The following is a 22,007-nucleotide window of genomic DNA, read 5'->3' as shown; positions in this document are numbered from 1 at the left end:
CGGGCGGGGGCCTAGTACTCATCCAGGATGCGCGATGAACAACGCGAGCGAGCCATCCAACGTCGTCGATCTCAGTCAGCGCCTGGATCCGCGCAGCGAGCGCGTGGGCGCGCTGCTGGTCACGGTCCGCGGTCTGGCGACCAAGCGCCTGCACGCGCTGGCCTCGAACATGTTCGAGAACATCGACGACGCGTTGTTCGATCTCGCTGAAAAGGCAGAGAACAACGCGGCGCAGACCCAGTTCTTCGACGGCATGCGCGAAGTGCGCAAGAAGCGCGCGATCGTGGAGCGTACCTTTCTCGGTCAGGTGGCCCGCGACCTCGCCGATTTCTCGGCCGGCCGCACGCACGCGCCGGAGACGGAAACGGTCAGCCGGCCGCTCGCCAACATCGAGCTCAGCCTCGTCGGCGAAAACGAACTCGAAGAATCGCTCGCCATCACGAGCATGATCGGCAAGAACGAGCAGCGCCTCGCCCGCGCGCTCTTCGCCGTGAACCAGCGCCTGTCGGTCATCTGCGGCGGCGCACGGATGGACGACGCCACGAATCCGGTCGGACCGGCGTCGCTCGCCAGCGCCTTCCGTCAGGCCATGCGCGAGTTGATGGTCGAGGTCCGGGTCAAGCTCATCATCTACAAGCTGTTCGATCGTTACGTGCTCGCCGGCATCGACGAGCTCTACGACGACATCAACAACGAACTCGCGGCAGCCGGCGTCCTTCCGCAGTTGCGCCACGAGATTCCCACCCGGCGCAGCGATGCACCGGCACCGATCGGCCCCGTGTCCAATACCGTCCCCGGCACGCCGGGCGGGCCTGCGGTGCCGGTAACCGATGCTGCCGCGGCCGAGTTCATGCAGTCGCTGCACGCGTTGTTTTCTGCGCGGCGTGGCGACACCGCAAGCCCTGGCATGGGTGGTTCGGCCAGCGGCACGCCGATGCCCACCGGACCGCTGCCGAGCGCGGCCGAGTTGCTCGGTGCGTTGACGCTGCTGCAAAGCCAGATCGCGGTGCTGCCGAGCAATGCGGCGCCGCTCGCGACGCAGGCCGACGTCACGCGCGACGTGGCTCAGCTCAAGGAGCAACTGCTCGCGCAGATCGGCCAGTTGCGCGGCCAGCAGACGGCCCACGTATCGGGCATGGACGAGGACACGATCGATCTCGTCGGCATGCTGTTCGAGTTCATCCTCGAAGACCACAACCTGCCGGCCGAGATGCAGGTCATGCTGGCACGCCTGCAGATTCCTTATCTCAAGGTCGCCCTGCTCGACCGCCGCCTGTTCGCGCACAAATCGCACCCGGCACGCCAGTTGCTCGATGCGCTCGCCGATGCCGCGAAGGGCTGGTCGACCGAAGCGGATCGCGACGGACGCCTGTTCGACAAGGTGAAGTCCATCGTCGAGCGTCTGCTGCACGACTTCGACGACGACGTTGCCATCTTCACGCGGCTTGCCGGCGAACTGCAGGACTTCCTCGACATCAGCCGCAAACGCGCGGAGCTGGCCGAGCAACGCGTTGCGGAATCGACCCGTGGTCGCGAGAAGCTCGAGCAGGCCCGCCGTCGCGCGGCGCAGGAGATCGTCGGTCGCATCGGCGGCGCCTCGCTGCCACCGCTTATCTATGGCGTGCTGACGCGTGCCTGGGCGAACTACATCGTGCTCACCCTGCTCCGCCAGGGCGAGGAATCGCCCGAGTTCCGTGAGTCCGTCCGCTTCATCGACGACTTCATTACCAGCGCACGTCCCGCGCACGACGCGAACGCACGGCGCGAGCTGCGCGCCACGCTGCCCGGTATCGAGCGCTCGCTTCGTCGCGGGCTCGCGGCTGTCGCGTTCCAGGAGACGGACACCGAGCAATTGCTCGGCCAGTTGCATGCGTTCTATCGCCAGCAGTTGGGCGAGGCAGCACCGGAAACCGCATCGGGCACCATTGTCTCCAGCGTCATGCCGTTGCCGGAAGCCATTCAAGCGATCGAGGAACCCGTCGCCGAGCCCGAGCCCGACGACGAAGTGGAGGCCCTGAGCGACGACGCCTTCGACGAACGGTTCCTGGCGCAGGCACGCGAGCTGAAGGTCGGCCAGTGGCTTGAATTCACCGCACCGGACGGCACCACCGATCGCGCCAAGCTGTCGTGGATCAGCCCGATCAGCGGACGCTACCTGTTCGTCAATCGTCGCGGACTCAAGGTCGCAGACCACAGTCTCGCGGGCCTCGCTCAGGCCTTCGCCGCGGGCACCGGTCGCGTGCTCGATTCGACGCTGCTCTTTGATCGCGCGATGGATGCCATCGTGGAACGCCTCCGCCAGCCGGAAGCCGAATGAGTCCTGCCGATTTGCGCGACCTGGCCAGCGCATTGCCGTCGGCCGAAGCGATTCAGTCCGATGTGTCACGTGCGTTCGCTGAGGACATCGGTCCTGGCGATGCCACAGCCGACCTGCTCGATCCGCAGGCCACCGCTACCGCGGTACTCACCTGCCGCGAGAACGCCGTGCTGTGTGGCACCGCCTGGTTCGACGCCTGCTTCCGCACGCTCGATGCCGATGTACGCATCGAGTGGCTCGCGCATGACGGCGATCGCGTTGCCGCTGGCAGCGCCATCTGTCGCATGGCCGGCAAGGCACGGGCTCTGGTGACGGCCGAACGGTCGGCACTGAATTTCCTGCAGATGCTCTCGGCCACCGCAACCGTCACGGCGCGCTACGTGGATGCCATTGCCGGTACGCGCACCCGCGTGCTCGATACGCGCAAGACGATTCCTGGCCTGCGCCTGGCTCAGAAATACGCCGTGCGATGCGGTGGCGGCACGAATCACCGCATCGGCTTGTTCGACGCGATGATGCTCAAGGAAAACCACATCATCGCCGCGGGCGGCATCCCCGCCGCGGTGCGTGCAGCGCGTACCATCCACCCGAACCTGCCGTTGATCGTCGAGGTGGAAACACTCGACGAGCTGGCGCAGGCCATCGCCGCGGGCGCCGACCGCGCCTTGCTGGACAACTTCACGCCCGCCATGCTGACCGACGCCGTGGCGCTCGCAGCGGGACGTATTCCGCTCGAAGTGTCCGGCAACGTCGAACTCGACACCATCCGCGCCATCGCGGAGACCGGCGTCGACTTCATTTCCAGCGGGGCGCTGACCAAGCACGTGCGCGCCATCGACCTGTCGTTGCGGCTCGACGTGGCCGCGTAGCGACCGGCGCCGTACGGGACTTGTGGCAAGCGCTGCTCGGCCACACACTGACCCCATGTCTTCCTTCACCGATCTCTTCTGGCTCTTCGTCCTGGCTGCGACCGTCGCCTGCTGGTACCGGCTGACGCGTGCGCGCGAGGTCGCGGTGCGTGCCGCCACCGCCCTGTGCAAACGCCACAGCCTGCAACTGCTCGACCAGAGCGTCGGCCTGCGCGCTATCCGCCTGCAGGGCGTGGATGGCGTGCGCCGGCTGGAGCGCTGCTACGCGTTCGAAGTGAGCGAGGACGGGCAATCCCGCCAACCTGCACGCCTGTGGATGGCGGGCAACGACGTGGCGAGTTTTTCGTTGCCGCTGTCAGGTTCGCCGGAACTGGAGACCGTGGTCGCCACCGATTCGGTGGTCCACTCGGGCAACGTGGTGTCACTCGCGGATCGGCGACGGCTGCACTAGGGCCTCGCCGTCACCCGAAACACCGCGTCGTTACTTCACCACGCGCAGATGCGGAGCACCGCGCTTCGGCCGATCGTCGTCGCCACCCACGTTCGGCGGCGTCTCGTTGGCTTCATTGGCCTCGTCGGCCGCTTCGGGCCCATTGGACGGCAGCGCATCGTTCTCGTCGGCCGGGAACATCATGCCCTGGCCGTTTTCCTGCGCGTAGAGCGCCAGCACGGCCTGCACCGGGATGACGATGGACTGGCTGACGCCCGAGAAGCGCGCCTGGAAAGCAATCCGGTCGTTGCCGAGGTCGAGATTGCCCACTGCGCGCATCGCCAGGTTGAGCACCACCTGACCGTTCTTCACGACATGAGCCGGCACCTTGACGCCCGGCTTGGCGGCGTCCACCAGCACGTACGGCGTCAGGCCGTTGTCGCTGATCCAGTCGTAGATGGCGCGCAGCAGGTAGGGGCGATTCGAAGTCATGCCCGCATTTTCGTTCGTATCCATGGAACCGTCCTCGTCGTACCCGCCGGTTGGTCGGGGATCACCAAGAGCCCCGGCAGGGCAAGGCCAGAGGAGAGTTTAAGCGATACGCGCCTGCGCGGGGCTAACCCGGGCTGAAATTGAAGTCCGGGCGCATATCGCGCTCTTCGGGCGTGAGGCTGCGGGCGAAGCCCTGGCTATGGAACAGGCGCTCGCCGTAATCGATGATCGGCTTGCCTTCCTTGCCCAGATCCACGCCCAAGTGCGGCAAGCGCCACACCACTGGCGCCACCAGGCAGTCGATGAGGCTCATTTCCGGGTTGAGGAAGAACCGCGATGCCTTGAACAGCGGCACCGACATCAACAGCTGCTCGCGCAAGCGCTTACGGGCACCCTCCGCGACCTTGCCACCCTCGCCGATGGCCTCGATCTCGGGCAGCCAGTCGTTTTCGATGCGCCAGGTGCCCAAACGCAGACGCGCCCGGGATAGCGGATCGATCGGCATCAATGGCGGGTGCGGATAGCGCTCGTCGAGGTACTCGACGACCACGGCCGGGTCGTAGAGCGTGAGGTCCCGGTCGACCAGGGTCGGCAGGGTGCCGTAGGGATTCAGTTCGAGGAGATCGGGCGTCGGCTCATCGGCTTTCACGATGATCCGGTCGTAGGCGACGCCTTTGGCGGCCAGTACGAGACGTGTGCGATGGCAATGGATGTCGTCGGCGCTGGTGTACAGCGTCAGAGCCGAGCGCGAACGTGCGTTCTGGACCATGCTTTCGATCTCCCTCCCTGCTGCCTCAACGAAAACGGGGCGACCCGCCGGGGCCGCCCCGTGGGGACGTCAGTCAGTGACTTTCGTGAACGTCCTTCCAGTACTCATGTTTCAGAAGGTACAGGAGGAAGGTCAGGCCAGCCAGGAACAGGATGACCCAGACGCCCACCGACTGCCGCTCGAGCGCAGCGGGCTCTGCGGTGTATTCGAGGAAGGTGGTGAGGTCGCGTGTGGCGCTGTGGAATTCCTCCGGCGTCATGCGACCCGGCGTGGAGATTTCCAGCTTTTCCACCGCCGCTTCCTGCCCCGGCGCCGCCTCGCCGTGCACCGCCGTCTGCAGGCCCTGCAACTCCCACAGGGGATTGGGCATGGACGCATTCGGGAACACGGTGTTGTTCCAGCCTACCGGCCGGCTCGGGTCGAGGTAGAACGAGTTCAGATAGTTGTAGATGAAGTCCACGCCCTTGGCGCGCGCTTCCAGCGAGAGATCCGGCGGATCCTTGCCGAACCAGGCCTTGGCGTCCTCGGCCGGCATGTGCGAGATCACCGGCTCGCCGAACTTCGCTCCCGTGAAGTTGAAGTTCGTCATCACCTCTTCCTCGGACAGGCCGAGGTCGGAAGCGAGGCGCGAATAGCGCACGTACTTCAGCGAGTGGCAACCCACGCAGTAGTTGAAGAACAACTTGGCGCCGCGCTGCAGGGACGCGCGATCCGACACGTTGGTGCCGGCCGACGCGAGCCCCTCACCTTCGGAGGCCAGGGCGGGAAGCGTGGCGACCGCGAGGCCCAGCGCCAGGGCGATGGCGGAGATAGAGCGCTTAATCATGCATCGTCACCCGTTCCGGAACCGGCTTGGTCTTCTCGAACCCAAAGCGCGTATAGACCCATACGAATACGAAGAACCCGAAGTAGCCCAGCACCATGAGTCGGCCGAAGGCGTTCTCCACGGTGGTGACGTCAGCGCCCGGGAACCACACCGGAATCAGCTCGGCGGTGACGCCCGCACCGACCAGGCCCAGGGCAAGGAAGGACACCACGAGCACGCCCAGGGCAATGCGGAAACCGAGGCCGCGGTAGCGGACCGAGCGAACGGCGCCCTTGTCGAGCCAAGGCAGCAGTGCCAGCAGCAGGATCGCGCCGAACATGCCGATCACGCCCCAGATCGCCGTACCGAAGAACGACGGGATCATGCGCAGAATCGCGTAGAACGGCGTGAAGTACCACGACGGTTTGATGTGGCTCGGCGTGACGAGGTTGTTGGCCGGCGTGAAGTTGTCGTGCTCCAGGAACCAGCCGCCGAACGTCGGCGCGAAGAAGATGATGAACGCGGCGATCGTGAGGAAGAAGCCGACGCCCACCAGGTCCTTCACCGTGTAGTACGGATGGAACGGGATGGCATCGATGGGCTTCTCGGGGTTCCACTTGTTGCCCTTCGGGCCGTGCTTCACGTCGACGCCATCGGGGTTGTTCGAACCCACTTCATGCAGTGCCGCGAGATGCAGCACCACCAGGAGCAGCAGCACCAGCGGCAGCGCGATCACGTGCAGCGCGAAGAAGCGGTTGAGCGTGGCGTCGGCGGGCAGGAAGTCGCCCATGATCCACTCCACCAGCGAACCGCCGATGTAGGGAATGGTGCCGAACAGCGAGATGATCACCTTGGCACCCCAGAACGACATGTTGCCCCACGGCAGCACGTAGCCCATGAACGCCTCGGCCATCAGCACGAGGAAGATCAGCATGCCGAGGATCCAGACCAGCTCGCGCGGACGCTTGAACGAGCCGTACATGATCCCGCGGAACATGTGCAGGAAAACCACCACGAAGAACAGCGACGCACCGGTGGAGTGCATGTAGCGGATCAGCCAGCCCCACTCCACGTCGCGCATGATGTACTCGACCGAGTTGAAGGCTTCCGCCGCACTCGTCTTGTAGTTCATGGTGAGGAAGATGCCGGTGATGATCTGGTTGACCAGGACCAGCAGCGCCAGCGAACCGAAGTAGTACCAGAGGTTGAAGTTCTTCGGCGCGAAGTACTCCGTCATGTGCTTCCGGTACATCGGCGCCAGGCTCGGGGCACGCTCGTTGACCCAGTCACCGATGCGGGTAAAGACCTTAGCCATCAGCCTGCCTCCTTCGGATCCACGCCGATCTGAATGTGCGTGTCGTCGACGAAGTGGTACGGCGGCACGGGCAGGTTCTTCGGTGCGGGCACGCCGCTGAAGACACGGCCGGAGAGGTCGTACCGTGACTTATGGCAGGGGCAGTAGAAACCACCCTTCCAGTTGGCGTCGAACGGCTCGGGCTTGATGTCCGGCACGAAGTCGGGCACGCAGCCCAGATGGGTGCACAGACCGATGACGACCAGCCATTCGGGCTTGATCGAGCGGGTCTCGTTGGTGGCGTACTTCGGCTGCTGTGCCGCGTCGGACGACTGCGGGTCCAGCAAACGGGGCTCGAGGCCCTTCAACTGGGCCAGCTGGTCCTTGGTGCGGTTGACGACGAAGACCGGAAGGCTGCGCCACGCGAAGGTGACCTTCTGGCCGGCCTCGATGGCACTGATATCGACCGTGACAGGCGCTCCTGCTGCCTTTGCCCTTGCGCTCGGTTCCCACGACTTGATGAAGGGCACGACCGCCGCGACCACTCCCGCACCGCCGACAACTGCTGTCGTAACGGTTAGGAAGCGACGGCGCCCGTGATCGACGACTTCGTTCGCCATCAGGCTCTCCGGAACTTATGCCATTGAGGTGCGGACCCCATCGCCGGTTCTTTCGGAAATCGGCTTCCGCAAAATCGCGTCAGTGTAACGTCAGCACCAGCCACGTACAATAAACTGACATCGCCCCCTATCTCGTAGGGACTGGGGCACCACGGAACGGCCCGAACCGCGGGCAACAGGTTGCGCTTCGTGGGCAAGGCGACGCGACGACGACAGGACCACAGCGCTCTTTCATGAAACACGCCGCCCGCACGCTCGCCTTCGTCGCCCGCTTTGTCGTGCTCGGCCTCGCCGTCGCCTTCGTGATCGGCCTGTTCTGGCCGGGCAGCGGTGCCTTCCTTCGCCAGCGTCTCGCGCCCGCCTCCGCAGGCGGTCAGGTGACCGCACCCGCGAACGCGCCCGGCTCAGCCCCGGCCTCCTATGCCGACGCCGTGGCCAAGGCCGCGCCGTCGGTGGTCAACATCTATGCGAACAAGCTGGTCACCGAGCAGCCGCGCGAGCTCTATTCGGACCCGGTGCTCCAGCGCATCTTCAGCGTACCCACCGGCCCGGCGCGAACACGTCGCCAGCAGAACCTCGGCTCCGGCGTGATCGTCAGCGACGATGGCTACGTACTGACCAACAACCACGTAATCGCCAACGCGGACGACATCCAGTTGCTGCTGTACGACGGCCGGGTCGCCAAGGCGCGCGTGGTGGGTTCGGACGACGAGACCGACCTCGCGGTGCTCAAGGTGGATGCAGGCAACCTCCCTGCCATCCACATGACCGATGCGGAAAGCCGTCCCCGCGTGGGCGACGTGGTCCTGGCGATCGGCAATCCCTTCGGCATCGGGCAGACCGTGACGATGGGCATCGTCAGCGCCATCGGGCGGCAGCTCAACCTGTCGAGCCTCGAGAATTTCATCCAGACCGACGCCGCGATCAACTTCGGCAACTCGGGCGGTGCGCTGGTCAACGCCCATGGCGAACTGGTCGGCATCAACACCTCACTGATCGGACAGGCCGTGGGCGCGGAAGGCATCGGCTTTGCCATTCCGGTGCAGAGCGCCCGCGATGTGCTCGACCAGATCGTGCAGACCGGCCACGTGGTGCGCGGTTGGATTGGCGCGGACTACGGCGCCGTGCCGGTGTCGGCCGATAGCGGCCTGCCTTCCGCGGCCCGCGGTGTCGTCGTGAACGAGGTCTCTCCGGGTGGTCCTGCCGCGCTCGCAGGCATCCAGCAGCGCGACGTGCTGCTGCGCATCGGCGACGAAGACATTCTCGATCCCTCGGACCTTCGTCGGCACGAAGCGTCGTTGAAGCCGGGGGTCCCCGTGAAGATCTCCGGTCTTCGCTACGGCGCGCCTTTCAGCGCGACCGTCACCCCTGCGCAAAGGCCGCCGAGCGCACCGATGCAGGCACTGCGGCAGCCGTAATCAGTGCCCCATTGTGGGAGCCGCCATGGCGGCGAGAAGCCCACGAAGCGGTGTAGCAGTGAGGCAGGCTCCCATCGCCAGCAGGCTGGCTCCCACCAGCAAGCTCCCCATCGCCACACTATGGCGGCGATAAGCCAAGGCACCGGTGGGAGCCACCCTGGTGGCGATAAGCCAACGAAGCGGTGTCGCGGTGAGGCAAGCCCTCATCGCCAGCAGGCTGGCCCCCACCAGCGAACTCCCACCGGCAAGGGCCCACTGGCACCGGTCGTAGGGTCGGTCAGGCCCCGCGGGCGGCCAGCGGCACGCCGGTGCTCGGCCGTTGTTTCAAGGTCTCGGCGTAACGCTTGCGCAGCACGCCCACTCGCTCGACGTAGACCTGCGTTTCGTCGTACGGCGGCACGCCGTTGTACTTCTGCACCGCGCCCGGACCGGCGTTGTACGCGGCCGCTGCCAGGCGCTCGTTTCCGTTGAAGTTCCGCAGCAAGAGCGCGAGGTAGCGCGCGCCGCCGCGAATGTTCTGGTTGGCGTCGAAGGCATCGAGCACGCCCATGTCCCGGGCCGTGCCGGGAATCAACTGCATCAGGCCCTGCGCCCCGGCAACCGACAAGGCGCGCGGATTGAACGCGCTCTCGGCATGGATCACGGCACGCAGCAGCGCCTCGTCGACGCCGAACTCGCTGCTGGCGGCATGAATGGCCTCGCCGTACGACGAGATATTGAGTGCCACGCTGTTCCAGTCGATCTTCGAATGGACGTCGCAGGCAGCGCAGGTCGCTATATAAGTAAAGAGCATCTTGATGCTCTGCCCCTTCCCACTGCCGCCTGGCGGGATGTTGGTGTATTCCACACCGCCATCCGCCCGGGTGATCCGGTAGACGGCGCCGCGCAGCACACGTGATCCCTTGGGCGACGGCGGCGCCTCGGCCACAGTGAGGTCGGCCGTGGACGACTCCCGGTAATCCCACGTGCCCTTGGGCGCGGTGACGGGGGGCAATGAGGGAGGCGCGACTTCATCGGCAGCGTTGCCCACTACCCCGCCGGTGACACCGACCAACGAGGCGGCGGACGACGGCGCGGATACCACGGACCCGATCACACCCCGCAGCGACGGCGCTTCCTCGACCGGCTCGAACACGGGACTTTTCGACGGCGCGGGCGCAGCGGGACGTGCCGGACGAGCCGGCGGCGTGCTGCCAATGCGTTTGCAGTCCCGATAGCCGGCCGTGCTGCCAGAAAATACCGTCTCGCCGGTACTGCCGACGCAGCGATATAGCGAGCCCGCGGTCGCGGGGCCGGCGACCAAGGCCAGCAGCAGGACGCACGACGCCGCGACCCGTCGAGGCATCGTTCGAGCACGTGGGAACCGGCGGGCGGGATGGCCGGCGCTGTCCCCTGGCATCGCGTCGTGAACCATGGGCGCGAGTGTGCCCGAGGCCCCTCGCCCTGCCAAGAACCCCAAGCGTGACCGCCTTCACGCAAGTCCTTGATCCATCGCGCCGATGTGGCACGGGCGCCGGCCCCGGCGTAAACTACGCGGTTCGGTATTCCCCCAGCAACACGGTGCCCCGGCCCATGAGCGGCAAGCTATTCATCAAGACCCACGGCTGCCAGATGAACGAGTACGACTCGGCCAAGATGGCCGACGTGCTGCGGGCATCGCATGGTCTGGAGCTGACCCAGGACGAATCGGAAGCCGACGTCATCCTGGTCAATACCTGCTCGATCCGCGAGAAGGCGCAGGAAAAGGTCTTCAGCCAGTTGGGTCGCTGGAAGGCGCACAAGCAGGGCGGCAAGCCCGTGCTGATCGGCGTCGGCGGTTGCGTGGCCTCGCAGGAAGGCGACGCCATCATCAAACGCGCGCCCTACGTCGACCTCGTGTTCGGCCCGCAGACGCTGCACCGCTTGCCCGAAATGATCGAAGCCCAGCGCGCCAGCGGCAAGGCGCAGGTGGACATCAGCTTCCCCGAGATCGAGAAGTTCGACCGCCTGCCCGAGCCGCGCGCGGAAGGCCCCACCGCCTTCGTCTCGATCATGGAAGGCTGCTCGAAGTACTGCTCTTACTGCGTGGTGCCGTACACCCGCGGCGAGGAAATCAGCCGTCCGTTCGACGACGTGATCGTCGAAGTGGCCCAGCTCGCCGAACAGGGCGTGCGCGAGGTCAACCTGCTCGGCCAGAACGTCAACGCCTACCGCGGCCCGACGCATGACGGCGAAACCGCCGACCTTGCCGTGCTGATCCACGCCATTGCCCAGATCGAAGGCATCGGCCGCATCCGCTTCACCACCTCGCATCCGCTGGAGTTCTCCGACTCGCTGATCGAGGCCTATGCGAACGTGCCGCAACTGGCCAACTACCTGCATCTTCCGGTGCAGGCCGGTTCCGACCGCATCCTCGCTGCCATGAAGCGCGGTTACACGGCGCTGGAATTCAAGCAGCGCATCCGCAAGCTGCGCGCAGTGCGCCCGGACATCTGCATTTCCTCGGACTTCATCGTCGGCTTCCCTGGCGAGACGGACGAGGATTTCGAAAAGACCATGAAGCTGATCGACGACGTCGGCTTCGACCAGAGCTTCTCCTTCATTTTCTCGTCGCGCCCCGGCACGCCTGCGGCCAACCTCGCCGACGAGACGCCAGCCGAGGTGAAGCATGCTCGCCTGTCGCGCCTGCAGGCCGTATTGAACGAGAACGCTCGCCGGATCAACGAGGCGATGGTCGGCACCGTGCAGCGCGTGCTGGTGGAAAAGCCCAGCCGCAAGAATCCGAACGAAATGACCGGCCGCACCGAGAACATGCGCTACGTGAACTTCCCCGGCCATCCACGGATGATCGGGCAGTTCGTCGACGTCGTGATCACCGAGGCCATGTCCAACTCGCTGCGCGGCCGCGTCCGGATGGACGATGAGGTCGCGTTAGCCTCGTGAATGCCATGACCCAACTTTCCCAGCGCGATTTCGCCCTCGATCCCGAAGACAACGTTCGCCTCGCCAATCTCTGCGGCCCGCTCGACGAGCATATCCGCCAGATTGAGTTGCGCCTCGGTATCGAGATCGACCACCGCGGCAGCCTGTTCCGTGTCATTGGCGACGAAGCATCGTCCAAGGCCGGCGAGCAGGTGCTGCGTGCGCTGTACGACGCCACCGAACACGAAACGCTCAACGGGCAGACGATCAACGTGCGCCTGGCGGAGTCCGGCATCGACGCCTTGAACGAACAGGCGGCGGAGTCGGCCCAGGACGTCGTGATCAAGGTGAAGCGCGGCGTCATCAAGGGCCGCGGACCGAACCAGGCGCGCTACCTGCACGCCATCACCACACACGACATCAACTTTGGCGTCGGCCCCGCCGGCACCGGCAAGACCTATCTCGCCGTTGCCAGTGCAGTGGAAGCGCTGGAAGCCAACCGCGTGCAGCGCGTGCTGCTCGTGCGCCCGGCGGTGGAAGCAGGTGAAAAGCTGGGCTTCCTGCCTGGCGACCTGAGTCAGAAGATCGATCCGTATCTGCGCCCGCTCTACGACGCACTGTACGAGATGGTCGGCTTCGAGAAGGTGTCCAAGCTCATCGAGCGCAACGTCATCGAGATCGCACCGCTGGCCTACATGCGCGGCCGCACGCTCAACGATGCCTACGTGATCCTCGACGAAGCGCAGAACACCACCGTGGAGCAGATGAAGATGTTCCTCACCCGCATCGGCTTCGGCTCGGTGGCGGTGATCACGGGCGACGTCTCCCAGGTGGACCTGCCGCGCAACGTGCGTTCCGGCCTGCGCCACGCCATCGAGGTGCTGCGCGGCGTGGACGGCATCAGCTTCACCTTCTTCACCTCGCGCGACGTGGTGCGCCACCCGCTGGTGGCGAAGATCGTGCGCGCCTACGAAGCCTTCGAGCAGAAGCAGGACGAAGAACGGTGAGTCAGGTGGATGTCGCGGTGGGCTACGCCACCGCGTCGCGAAAAGGCGTGCCCGCGTCGGCCAGCTTCCGCCGCTGGGTGGAGGCCGCGCTCAAGGGCGCCCGCCGACGCAAGGCTACCGAGGTGGCCATCCGTATCGTCGATGCCGACGAGGGGCAGGCCCTCAATCTTCAGTACCGTGGCCGTGACTACGCCACCAATGTGCTTTCCTTCCCCGCCGACCTGCCGCCCGGGGTGAACCTGCCGCTGATCGGCGACCTCGTCATCTGCGCGCCGGTGGTGGCTCGCGAAGCCGCCGAGCAGGGCAAGACGGCCGCCCACCATTGGGCACACATGACCGTGCACGGCACCTTGCACCTTCTCGGCTACGACCACATCGACGATGCCGAGGCAGAAGCCATGGAGGCCCTGGAAACCCGCATCCTGGCCGGCCTGGGCATCCCCGATCCGTACGAAGCCGCTCCGTAGCGGCCGCCTGTGGGAGCCGCCATGGCGGCGAAAAGCCGGTGGGAGCCAGCCTGCTGGCGATGTGAGCTTGCCTCGCAGCCATACCGCTCCGTTGGCTTATCGCCAGCAGGCTGGCTCCCACCGGCGAGCTTGCTCTCGCCAGCAGGCTGGCTCCACCGGCAAGAACCCGCTCCCACAGCGATCTCCACGGGGGTACGCGGATCGCTCACCTGAACCGTCACACGAATTCCAGTAGACTGCTTGTTCCGCCCACTTGGGCCGAACCCAAAAGAGAATGAACGAGGACCCTGGTAGTACCAACGGCCCGGCTCACCGATCGTGGTGGGACCGCCTGGGCCATATGTTTTCCGGCGAGCCACGCAACCGCGACGAACTGATCGAGGAACTGCGCGCCGCCCAGGCCAACGGCCTGCTGTCGAACGACACCCTGACCATGGTCGAGGGTGCGATCAAGGTCACCGAACTCAGCGTCGACGACGTCATGGTGCCTCGCGCCCAGATCGTCAGCCTTCCCGCCGACGCGCCGCTGCCCGACATCCTTGCCGCCGTGGTGGAATCGGGGCACTCCCGCTTTCCCGTACATGGCGAAGACAAGGACGAAGTCCTCGGCATCCTTCTCGCCAAGGATCTCCTGAAGTATTTCGGTCAGAGCGATGGCTGCGACGTGCGCGCCCTGCTCCGCCCCGCCGTACTGATCCCCGAGTCGATGCGCCTCAACGTGCTGCTCGCGGAGTTCCGCCTCACCCGCAATCACATGGCCCTGGTGGTCGACGAGTACGGCGGCGTTGCCGGCCTCATCACCATCGAGGACGTCCTCGAGCAGATCGTCGGCGAGATCGACGACGAGCACGATGACGAGGAAGAGCCCGTGCTGATGCAGCCGCTGCCCGAAGGCGGTTTCGCCGTAAGCGCGCTCACGCCGATCGCCGATTTCAACGAGGTCGCTGGCGCGCACTTCTCCGACGAGGAGTTCGACACCGTCGGCGGCATGATCACGTCGGAGTTCGGTCACCTGCCCGCTGCCGGCGAAGAGATCACCGTGGGCAACTTCGTGTTCCGCGTCACGGAAGCGGACGACCGTCGCGTACAACAGTTTCACGTGGCTCCGGCAAACGGCTCGGGCTGACCCATACACCCACCTGTGGGAGCCGCTATAGCGGCGAGAGGCCAACGAAGCGGTGAAGCTTTCGCATCACCCCACCTCGAGGCAATCTCCCCTCGCCGCCATGGCGGCTCCTACAAGTGGTGCGTTACCTAGACGGACCCCTGACCGAACCCATGTGTCGAATTCTGCTTCTCGTCCTGGCCGTGTGCCTCGCTCCTGCCGTTCGCGCGGGCATCGTCGACGCGCCTGCGGCGAACCTGGAAATCTCGCTGATGACCTACGGGCCCGGCGACATCTACTGGGAGCGCTTCGGCCACGATGCACTGGAAGTGCGCGACACCGTCAGCGGCGAATCCATCGCTTTCAATTACGGCGTGTTCGATTTCGATCAGAAAGGTTTCCTGCTGAATTTTGCGCGCGGCATCATGGCCTATCGCATGGATGCCGAGAGCACGCAGTCGGACATCGATTTCTACGCCAGCGAAGGCCGCTACGTGCGGCGCCAACGGTTGGCGCTGGACGACGCGCAGAAGGAACGGCTGCGGCGCTTTCTGCTCTGGAACATTCGCCCCGAGAACGCGGGCTATCACTACGACTACTACGTCGACAACTGCACCACCCGCGTGCGCGATGCACTCGACGATGCGCTCGGCGGCGTGCTGAGCACCGCGTGGATCAACCAACCCGGCGGCATGACGTTCCGCGAGCAGACCGCGCGACTCATGAGCAACCAGCCGCTGCTGATGCTTGGCATGGACCTGGGCCTGGGACCGTACGCCGATCAGCCCATGACGGCCTGGAAGGAGAGCTTCCTGCCGATGACGCTCGAAGACCAGTTGCGCAGCATCTCCGTCGATGGCCGCCCCCTGGTGGCCGAAGACACTTTGCTGGTGCCGGCGAAGCTGACTCCGCCCCCGGATCGTGCGCCGGATCTGCGCTGGCCGTTGCTCGCCGCTGGCCTTCTGTTCGCCGTTCCGCTCGCCCTGCCTGCGCTCACCCGACGTGGTGGTGCGCGTGGCGTGTTCGTGGCGGCAGGCACGCTGTACGCGTTGTTTGCAGGCCTCGCGGGGCTGCTGATGCTGGCCCTGTGGACGTTGACACTCCATCGCTCCGCCTGGGGCAACTTCAACCTGCTTGCGTTCTCGCCGCTGGCGTTTGCGATTCTCCCGGGCATCTGGCGGATTCGCCGCGCGGGACGCCCGATCAGTCGTGCCACCTCCCGCGTCACGGCGATATCGTTTGCCGCATGCGCGATCGCGCTGTTGCTGCATCTGTGGCCCGACTTCCCCCAGCGGAACCTTCCCTGGCTCCTTTTCGCCCTTCCCTGCTGGGCCGCTTTGACCTGGACCTTCTGCCGCCGACACGACTGATGCCGGCGTGGCGCGTCAGCGCGTCGCGATCAACTTGGCGATCATGGGATCCTCGCTGCCGAAGTCATAGCCGAGATCGGCCAGATACTTCGCACCCCATGCCTTGAGGTTGTCGAGGTAGGCCACGCCGGCCGTGAACGCTGCCGGGGTGATGACTTCGCCTTCCTTGTCGAACATGCGCAGCAGACGCATCTTGTCGCCACAGATGCCACTGGTGAGCGTGAGACACGGCACCGCAGGCACCTTGAGCGCCACGCGTCGGTACCACGCGTTGAATGCGGCCGGGCGCTCGTGGATCGGGCTCGCATCTTCGCGCGTTTCCCAGTATTGCTTCGCCTCCTTCCGAAACACGCGAAGGTGGTAGAAGTCGCGCACGCGCCAGATGAGCGCAACGAACGCCTCGATCACCGAGAAGGCCACGTCGATGATCGTGCCCGCGATACCCGCACTGATACCTTCCAGCGTCAGCGCGCCAGCGCTGCGCAGTACGCCGTAGGTTTCCGATGCCAAGGCGAGATTCATGGCGTGCTTGATGCCGTCGACGGTACTGCGCGGCGTACCCGGCACGATGGACACGCCCTTGCCCTTCGTATGCACGACATAGCGGTCCACGCCCGCGGACGTGGCCTTGATGAGGCCCTCCACGGTACCGACGCCGTTGGCGAGGAAGGGCGCGATCTGATCGAGAGCCTTATCGACCAGGTAGCGGCAGGCCGCCTGCATGCCGCCCGGCACGGCGTCCCACATGTCCCGAAGGCTCTTCGCCTGATCCTTGTCGGCGTCCTGTTTCGGCAACTGCGCTTCGATGGCGATGGCGAGCTTGTCGTGCAGCGATGACAAGTGCGCTACGAGTCGGTCGCGAGCCCCCTTGCGAACCGCGTCGGTTGGCGCGGGACCCGGCTTGACCAACCAGTCGCTCGCCTTCAGGGCGCGAACGGCCGGCTTGCCATCGCCCTTGCCCGCGAAGTCCAGCACGCCGCTGGTGACGAAACGGAAGACGCCCTCGTCCCAGGTGGTATTGGCAAACAGGTAGAGAATGCCGAGCCGCGCGTTGATCATGCCGGGCGACATCATCTCAGGCATGCCGAGGGAGACATCGGTATCGCCATGGATCGCGGCGTTCAGATGCGCGATGAGGTACTTGCGGTTGCGCTTGCTCTCCGCCCAGGCGCCCGGGCCATCCTTGTCGTCCTTGTGATCCATCCAGTCCCGCAGCGCCGCACGAAGTACCACGAGCGCGCTCGGTGTGGCCTTGGTCGTATAGACATCGACGGCGCGGTCCAGCGCGTCGAATTTCGCCCGGGCGGTCTTGTCGAACAGGGGCGGCAGAGTGATCGAGGTGCCGGCTTTCCACGTCTTGTAATCGAATGGAAGCGTAGGAAGCGGTGTCGCAGATGCCATGCTCTTCTCCTTGAAATAGCGTCCTTGGCGCAAGGGCGCACCGCCGTTCCGATGCCGTGCGTCCTCCGCCCCTCAAAGCTATATCGACGCCCCCGGGGCAAAACATCGGGGCCGCGCCGATATGCGTCTCCGCCCATCGGTGCGCGCCTACCGCCGGACTGAGCTCGCGGCCTCAGGGGAAAGGAACCCGCCCAGCAAGATCGTGTGAACGTGCCTCACCCACGCCTGCAATTGCCGCGTCACGCCGGCCCCGGCATCATGCCGCCATGGCCTCCGTATCGACCCTTCCCGAAAGCACCCCCACCCAGCCGTCCCATGGCATGGTCATCAACTGCGTGGCGTACCGGACGAACGGCCAACGCATCGGCGACATCACCATCGACGCCATCAGCGATGTGCTGAAGGAACCGGATGTGTTCGTGTGGGTGGGCCTGCACGAGCCCGACGAGGCCCTGCTGCTGAAGCTGCAGGAAGAGTTCAACCTGCACGATCTGGCGATCGAGGATGCGCAGCACGCGCACCAACGCACGAAGATCGAGGCCTATGGCGACTCCCTCTTCATCGTGGCGCAGACCGGTCAGCTCGTGGGCGGCAACATCGCCTTCGGCGAAACGCAGATTTTCGTGGGCCAGCGCTATTTCGTGACGGTGCGCCACGGCGCCTCGCTCTCGTACGCGCCCGCACGGCGCAGTTGCGAACAGAGCCCCGAATTACTCGCCATGGGACCGAGCTACGCGCTGTATGCCGTACTCGACTTCATCGTGGACAACTTCCTGCCCATCGTCCGCGACTTCCGAGAAGAGCTGCACGAGCTCGAAAACGACATCTTCGCGGAAACGTACAACCGCCAGACGATCAAGCGCCTGTACGACATGCAGCGCGAACTGATGACGCTGCGCCTGGCGGTCGCGCCACTACAGGACGTAGTGGCACAGCTGGTTCGCCTGCACCCGCACCTCATCCACGACGAACTGCGCGCCTACTTCCGCGACATCTACGACCACGTATTCCGCGTCAACGAGTCCATCTCGGCCATGCGCGAAATGCTCGGCGCAGCGATCAGCGTCAACCTCTCCCTGGTCACCTTCGGCCAGAACGAGGTGATGAAGAAGCTTGCAGGCTGGGCCGCCATGCTGGCGGCGCCCACCTTGATCACCAGTTGGTACGGCATGAACTTCGTGCACATGCCGGAGTTGGACAAGCCCTGGGCTTATCCGGCGATCACGTGTCTGGTGGCTTGTATTGTGGGTGGGATATTCATTGCGTTGAAGCGGAATCGGTGGTTTTGAGTTCTTGACTCACGCATCGCCCCCGCTGCTGCACAGACTAAAGCACACCTTCACACCAGCGACTTGCAATCGGTGGTGGCCCCATGGCCACCACCGATTGCCTTGATCACTTAGCCTGCGGAGCCGTCCACTCCTTCAGCCACGCATTGACCGTCTCATGCCACTGCACGCTGTTCTGCGGCTTGAGCACCCAGTGGTTCTCGTCCGGGAAGTGCAGGAACTGGCTGGGGATGCCGCGACGCTGCAGCGCGGTGAACGCGCCCATGCCCTGCGTGTCGGGAATGCGGAAGTCCTTGCCGCCGTGGATGACGAGCATCGGCACGCGCCAATCCTTCACGTGATTGATCGGATTGAAGCGCTCGTAGTTCTCCGGATGGTCGAACTGCGTGCCGCCGTTTTCCTTTTCCTCGAACCAGAGTTCGTCCGTGTCGTAGTACATCGCGCGGGCGTCGAAGACGCCGTCGTGGTCGACGAAGCACTTCCACGGCTGGTTCCAGTTACCGGCCATCCAGTAGACCATGTAGCCACCGTAGCTGGCGCCGAGCGCGCAGGCACGATCGCCATCGAGGAAGCTGTATTTCGACAGTGCGGCGGTCCAGCCGGCCTTCAGATCCTCCAGCGGCTTGCCGCCCCAGTCACCCGAGATGGATTCGGTGAAGGCCTGACCGTAGCCCGTGGAACCATGGAAGTTGACGGTGACGACAGCAAAGCCCTGGCCGGCGTACGTCTGCGCATTCCAGCGATAGCTCCAGCTGTTGGTCATGGCGCCCTGCGGGCCACCGTGAATGATGAAAGCCACCGGGTAGGTCTTGCCGCGCTTGAAGCCCACCGGCTTCACGACATAGCCCTGTACCGTTTCGTTGTTCCAGCCCTTGAAGGTGAAGAACTCAAAATCGCCGGTCTGCGCGGACTTGATGCGCTTGGCATTGAAGTGCGTGACCTGCTTCAGGCCCTTGCCCTTCGCATCGGCGGTGTACAGATCGGCCGGGCGCTTCAGATCGTCGCGCGACAGCAGGATCTTCGTCTTGCCGACGGAGAAGGCGCTGACCGCACCATCGGTGACGAGGGTGCTGACTTTGCCCGTTGCGACATCGATGCCGAACAGCGGATGCTGGCCGTTATCGTCGGTGGTGGTGTACAGCGTCTTGCCATCGGCCGAAAGCTGCAGCGCGCTGGCAGTGCGATCCCACGACGGCGCCACTTCGCGCTTGCTTCCCGACGCCAGATCCATCGCCATGATGGCAAAGCGATCCGCTTCCGAACCCGGCTCCTTCATCGCCGTATAGAACAGCGTGCGGCCGTCCGGCGACACGAGCGGATTGGCGTCCCACGCGAGGTTGTCCGCGGTGAGATTGGTCGGTGCCGCCGAGCCATCGGCGGGCACGCTATAGATGTCGAAGTTGGTGGACCACGGCTCGGTCTTGCCGGCAATGCGCACATCGAAATACACGGTCTTGCCATCGGGCGAGAAGGTGAACTCGTCATCGCCGCCAAAGGGCTTGCTCGGCACATCGCCGTCGATGCCGCGGGTCAGCAGTACCGGCTGCGACGGTGCATTGGCGTCCGCGACGAAGAGCTGCGAGCGCCGGCCATCGGCCCAGGTGTCCCAGTGACGAACGAACAGCTTGTCGTACACCGTACCGGTGGACTTGTCCTTTTCGCGACCGTCCAGGCGCTCCTTGGTGCAGGCCAGGTCCGCGCAATCGGTGAAGACGTCGTAGCTCAGCAGCAGCTTCGCACCGTCGGGCGACAGCTTGAATGCATTGACGTCCAGAGGCGCATCCGTCACCACCTCGCCAGCGCGAACGGTCAGCGCGAGCCCTTTACCCGACGCATCGGCGTCGAAACGACGATGCCAGACCTGGGCGGTGCCGTCCTTCGGCGCGGTGTAATAGATGGACTGCCCATCCGGCGCCCAGCGCGGCGAGGAACCCTTCTCCACGACCTCCACCGGCTGCGGGGGCTTGTTGAGGTCCACCACATAGATGGCAGTCGACCCCTTGTTGGCCGCGTAATCGGTGGATCGCACCGAGAACAGGGCGTAACGCCCATCCGGCGACAACTGCGGATCGCTCACGCGATCCATCATGACCAGGTCGCGGATAGAGAACGGATGCGGGGCGGCGCTATCGGCGTCGGCGGCCAGGACGGGGCCGGACGCCAGCGCGAGGGCCAGCGCGGCGAAGAGGGGTTTCATGGTGGGGCTCCCTTGGGTGTGCTTTGGACGGGCACGGTAAGGCCAGGCGACCGTGCCTGCAAGTCGCGCTACGCCTGACCGCGGCAGGAAACTTGTGCTGTCAGAGGGCTATCAGTTGACCGGTATCCAAGTCCACGACAGGAAGACCTGCGATCAGCGCCTTTGCTTTCGGCGGAGAGAGGTAAGACAGGCTTCCGTCGCGAGTCCTGGATTCGCGAAATCGAGCAGGCGCGATTCCCGGGTGCTCGGCCATCCGCCGTAGGCGCTCGGTCAGCAGGTCGTCTCGCACGAAAAAGGCATTGTTTCCAGCATCGTTCGTTCCCACGAAGGCATACCCTCTGCCTTCCGCAAGCGCGCGGAAAGCCGGAAGTGACGCTCCGAAATAGAGGTTCGAGTAGTGTACCCGCGTTCTTTGGAAATCACTGGCGTAGGGAATCGTGACGGCACGATCCAACGGAAAAAGCGGGTTGTACTCGCAGACAAGTATGCGCGGCCTGTATCCGACGATCGCGTCGAGCACGTGATAATCGCTGCCGTCGATGTCCACGGAGAGGATGCCGAGGTCTTCATCCATTCCGCTTTGCGCAAGAAGATCGTTGATGTTGTCGCGAGTAATGAACGCCGCGAGGGCATTCAGATCATGCCGCCAGAAATAATAAGAGCTGCGAATTCGCGCCACATTCCGTGCCGATCCATCAATGACGAATCCCTGCCATTGGTCGTTCATCATCAGGAACCGGCAGTTCGACTCCGTGAAGTCCTCCACGCCGAACTCGATGAAGGTCTTGTTGGCGATCTCCACCTCGCCGATCAGAAACTGCAGGATGCCGTCTTCTCCCCACTGGGAGAACACTTTGAAGCCGTAGTCCCCCAGGATGGTAAAAGCTTCCCGCCGATTGGCCTGAGCCAGCGCCCTGCCTTGCAGGACGGCGATCGCGTCGAGGCGCTCCTGAAGGTGGAGAAACCGCTGCACGCTGTCGCGAAGCCGACGCAGAATACGGTTGGACAAGACGACACCTCGGCAGTGGAGACGGGATAACTCCGCCTAATGTAAGCGAATCGGCGGCTGTCCGGGTCTGCACATGAGGTACCCTGGCCGACCGTTCCACGCGCGGCACCGTGGTGTGAGGCCGTAGCTGCCATCGGCTAAGCTGGTGCGTCGCCCGGCAAGCGCACGGGCAAAGGGGAATGTCGATTGGCCAGCGAAACCGTTGCGCGAGTGCCGCGAGGCTCAGCACTCTTCCTAGCGGCGATCT

General features: G+C 64.8%; 19 protein-coding genes. 10 read left to right on the top strand and 9 right to left on the bottom strand.

All coding sequences use genetic code 11. The annotated features are described in order from the left end of the window. Nucleotides 1-34: 34 nt before the first annotated feature. The 3 genes from IM816_RS04860 to IM816_RS04850 are packed head-to-tail and all read left to right on the top strand — an operon-like array spanning nucleotide 35 to nucleotide 3,637. Entirely contained in the window at nucleotides 35-2,317 is a 2,283-nt protein-coding gene (locus tag IM816_RS04860) for a DUF1631 domain-containing protein (RefSeq protein WP_250339998.1), read from the top strand. Beyond that, nucleotides 2,314-3,186: a carboxylating nicotinate-nucleotide diphosphorylase gene (nadC, locus tag IM816_RS04855; RefSeq protein WP_250339997.1), complete on the top strand. Its 873-nt coding sequence runs from the start codon at nucleotides 2,314-2,316 to the stop codon at nucleotides 3,184-3,186. Before IM816_RS04860 ends, nadC begins: the two co-directional genes overlap by 4 nt. A gap of 55 nt (nucleotides 3,187-3,241) precedes the next feature. After that, nucleotides 3,242-3,637, top strand: coding sequence for a DUF3301 domain-containing protein (locus tag IM816_RS04850; protein WP_250339996.1), 396 nt, complete (start codon nucleotides 3,242-3,244; stop codon nucleotides 3,635-3,637). 30 nt (nucleotides 3,638-3,667) lie between these two features. Here the strand turns inward: IM816_RS04850 and IM816_RS04845 are convergent, their stop codons facing one another. From IM816_RS04845 to petA, 5 genes are all read right to left on the bottom strand, one after another. Continuing rightward, the gene (locus IM816_RS04845) at nucleotides 3,668-4,108 is read right to left on the bottom strand and encodes a ClpXP protease specificity-enhancing factor (RefSeq protein WP_083527481.1); all 441 of its coding nucleotides are present in this window, start codon (nucleotides 4,106-4,108) and stop codon (nucleotides 3,668-3,670) included. A gap of 124 nt (nucleotides 4,109-4,232) precedes the next feature. Next, nucleotides 4,233-4,877, bottom strand: a complete 645-nt coding sequence (locus IM816_RS04840) for a glutathione S-transferase N-terminal domain-containing protein (RefSeq protein WP_250339995.1) — start codon at nucleotides 4,875-4,877, stop codon at nucleotides 4,233-4,235. A 73-nt stretch (nucleotides 4,878-4,950) separates the two neighbouring features. Continuing rightward, on the bottom strand, nucleotides 4,951-5,703 hold the full coding sequence (locus IM816_RS04835; RefSeq protein WP_072322947.1) for a cytochrome c1: 753 nt from the start codon (nucleotides 5,701-5,703) through the stop codon (nucleotides 4,951-4,953). Beyond that, nucleotides 5,696-6,997: a cytochrome b gene (locus IM816_RS04830; RefSeq protein WP_072322946.1), complete on the bottom strand. Its 1,302-nt coding sequence runs from the start codon at nucleotides 6,995-6,997 to the stop codon at nucleotides 5,696-5,698. The genes IM816_RS04835 and IM816_RS04830 overlap by 8 nt, the downstream gene beginning before the upstream one ends. After that, a complete protein-coding gene (gene petA / locus IM816_RS04825) occupies nucleotides 6,997-7,596 on the bottom strand; it encodes a ubiquinol-cytochrome c reductase iron-sulfur subunit (RefSeq protein WP_072322945.1) in 600 nt (199 codons plus the stop codon). Before petA ends, IM816_RS04830 begins: the two co-directional genes overlap by 1 nt. 233 nt (nucleotides 7,597-7,829) lie before the next feature. Here petA and IM816_RS04820 point away from each other — a divergent pair, with 233 nt between their 5' ends. Next, nucleotides 7,830-9,014, top strand: a complete 1,185-nt coding sequence (locus IM816_RS04820) for a S1C family serine protease (RefSeq protein ID WP_250339994.1) — start codon at nucleotides 7,830-7,832, stop codon at nucleotides 9,012-9,014. A gap of 277 nt (nucleotides 9,015-9,291) precedes the next feature. Here the strand turns inward: IM816_RS04820 and IM816_RS04815 are convergent, their stop codons facing one another. Beyond that, entirely contained in the window at nucleotides 9,292-10,359 is a 1,068-nt protein-coding gene (locus IM816_RS04815; RefSeq protein ID WP_250339993.1) for a lytic transglycosylase domain-containing protein, read from the bottom strand. A 227-nt stretch (nucleotides 10,360-10,586) separates the two neighbouring features. Between IM816_RS04815 and miaB the strand changes: the two genes are divergently transcribed. The 5 genes from miaB to IM816_RS04790 all read left to right on the top strand — a co-directional run bounded on the left by miaB (nucleotide 10,587) and on the right by IM816_RS04790 (nucleotide 15,864). Further along, nucleotides 10,587-11,936 carry a tRNA (N6-isopentenyl adenosine(37)-C2)-methylthiotransferase MiaB gene (miaB, locus tag IM816_RS04810; protein ID WP_250339992.1) on the top strand — a complete coding sequence of 450 codons (1,350 nt, stop codon included), beginning with the start codon at nucleotides 10,587-10,589 and terminating at the stop codon, nucleotides 11,934-11,936. 5 nt (nucleotides 11,937-11,941) lie between these two features. Next, on the top strand, nucleotides 11,942-12,922 hold the full coding sequence (locus IM816_RS04805) for a PhoH family protein (protein WP_072322941.1): 981 nt from the start codon (nucleotides 11,942-11,944) through the stop codon (nucleotides 12,920-12,922). Continuing rightward, nucleotides 12,919-13,389, top strand: a complete 471-nt coding sequence (gene ybeY / locus IM816_RS04800; RefSeq protein ID WP_250339991.1) for an rRNA maturation RNase YbeY — start codon at nucleotides 12,919-12,921, stop codon at nucleotides 13,387-13,389. The genes IM816_RS04805 and ybeY overlap by 4 nt, the downstream gene beginning before the upstream one ends. A gap of 274 nt (nucleotides 13,390-13,663) precedes the next feature. Continuing rightward, on the top strand, nucleotides 13,664-14,515 hold the full coding sequence (locus IM816_RS04795; protein WP_072322939.1) for a CorC family transporter: 852 nt from the start codon (nucleotides 13,664-13,666) through the stop codon (nucleotides 14,513-14,515). Nucleotides 14,516-14,667: 152 nt separating this feature from the next. Beyond that, nucleotides 14,668-15,864, top strand: a complete 1,197-nt coding sequence (locus IM816_RS04790; protein WP_250339990.1) for a lipoprotein N-acyltransferase Lnb domain-containing protein — start codon at nucleotides 14,668-14,670, stop codon at nucleotides 15,862-15,864. Between the two features lie 15 nt (nucleotides 15,865-15,879). Here the strand turns inward: IM816_RS04790 and IM816_RS04785 are convergent, their stop codons facing one another. Then, entirely contained in the window at nucleotides 15,880-17,265 is a 1,386-nt protein-coding gene (locus IM816_RS04785) for a hypothetical protein (protein WP_250339989.1), read from the bottom strand. A gap of 266 nt (nucleotides 17,266-17,531) precedes the next feature. Between IM816_RS04785 and IM816_RS04780 the strand changes: the two genes are divergently transcribed. Next, entirely contained in the window at nucleotides 17,532-18,554 is a 1,023-nt protein-coding gene (locus tag IM816_RS04780) for a magnesium and cobalt transport protein CorA (protein ID WP_250339988.1), read from the top strand. Between the two features lie 106 nt (nucleotides 18,555-18,660). Here the strand turns inward: IM816_RS04780 and IM816_RS04775 are convergent, their stop codons facing one another. Beyond that, nucleotides 18,661-20,751, bottom strand: coding sequence for an alpha/beta hydrolase family protein (locus tag IM816_RS04775; protein WP_250339987.1), 2,091 nt, complete (start codon nucleotides 20,749-20,751; stop codon nucleotides 18,661-18,663). 100 nt (nucleotides 20,752-20,851) lie between these two features. Next, on the bottom strand, nucleotides 20,852-21,760 hold the full coding sequence (locus IM816_RS04770; protein ID WP_250339986.1) for a hypothetical protein: 909 nt from the start codon (nucleotides 21,758-21,760) through the stop codon (nucleotides 20,852-20,854). Nucleotides 21,761-22,007 lie beyond the last annotated feature (247 nt).

It is taken from the genome of Luteibacter flocculans (assembly GCF_023612255.1).
Classification (GTDB): domain Bacteria; phylum Pseudomonadota; class Gammaproteobacteria; order Xanthomonadales; family Rhodanobacteraceae; genus Luteibacter; species Luteibacter flocculans.
The sequence above is the reverse complement of the archived record's forward strand: the minus strand, read 5'-3'. Positions and strand labels throughout refer to the sequence as shown.

Coding starts and splice junctions, on each gene's coding strand:
- IM816_RS04860 (WP_250339998.1), top strand. CDS start 35: ATGAACAACGCGAGCGAGCCATCCAACGTCGTCGATCTCAGTCAGCGC.
- nadC (WP_250339997.1), top strand. CDS start 2,314: ATGAGTCCTGCCGATTTGCGCGACCTGGCCAGCGCATTGCCGTCGGCC.
- IM816_RS04850 (WP_250339996.1), top strand. CDS start 3,242: ATGTCTTCCTTCACCGATCTCTTCTGGCTCTTCGTCCTGGCTGCGACC.
- IM816_RS04845 (WP_083527481.1), bottom strand. CDS start 4,108: ATGACTTCGAATCGCCCCTACCTGCTGCGCGCCATCTACGACTGGATC.
- IM816_RS04840 (WP_250339995.1), bottom strand. CDS start 4,877: ATGGTCCAGAACGCACGTTCGCGCTCGGCTCTGACGCTGTACACCAGC.
- IM816_RS04835 (WP_072322947.1), bottom strand. CDS start 5,703: ATGATTAAGCGCTCTATCTCCGCCATCGCCCTGGCGCTGGGCCTCGCG.
- IM816_RS04830 (WP_072322946.1), bottom strand. CDS start 6,997: ATGGCTAAGGTCTTTACCCGCATCGGTGACTGGGTCAACGAGCGTGCC.
- petA (WP_072322945.1), bottom strand. CDS start 7,596: ATGGCGAACGAAGTCGTCGATCACGGGCGCCGTCGCTTCCTAACCGTT.
- IM816_RS04820 (WP_250339994.1), top strand. CDS start 7,830: ATGAAACACGCCGCCCGCACGCTCGCCTTCGTCGCCCGCTTTGTCGTG.
- IM816_RS04815 (WP_250339993.1), bottom strand. CDS start 10,359: ATGCCTCGACGGGTCGCGGCGTCGTGCGTCCTGCTGCTGGCCTTGGTC.
- miaB (WP_250339992.1), top strand. CDS start 10,587: ATGAGCGGCAAGCTATTCATCAAGACCCACGGCTGCCAGATGAACGAG.
- IM816_RS04805 (WP_072322941.1), top strand. CDS start 11,942: ATGACCCAACTTTCCCAGCGCGATTTCGCCCTCGATCCCGAAGACAAC.
- IM816_RS04795 (WP_072322939.1), top strand. CDS start 13,664: ATGAACGAGGACCCTGGTAGTACCAACGGCCCGGCTCACCGATCGTGG.
- IM816_RS04790 (WP_250339990.1), top strand. CDS start 14,668: ATGTGTCGAATTCTGCTTCTCGTCCTGGCCGTGTGCCTCGCTCCTGCC.
- IM816_RS04785 (WP_250339989.1), bottom strand. CDS start 17,265: ATGGCATCTGCGACACCGCTTCCTACGCTTCCATTCGATTACAAGACG.
- IM816_RS04780 (WP_250339988.1), top strand. CDS start 17,532: ATGGCCTCCGTATCGACCCTTCCCGAAAGCACCCCCACCCAGCCGTCC.
- IM816_RS04775 (WP_250339987.1), bottom strand. CDS start 20,751: ATGAAACCCCTCTTCGCCGCGCTGGCCCTCGCGCTGGCGTCCGGCCCC.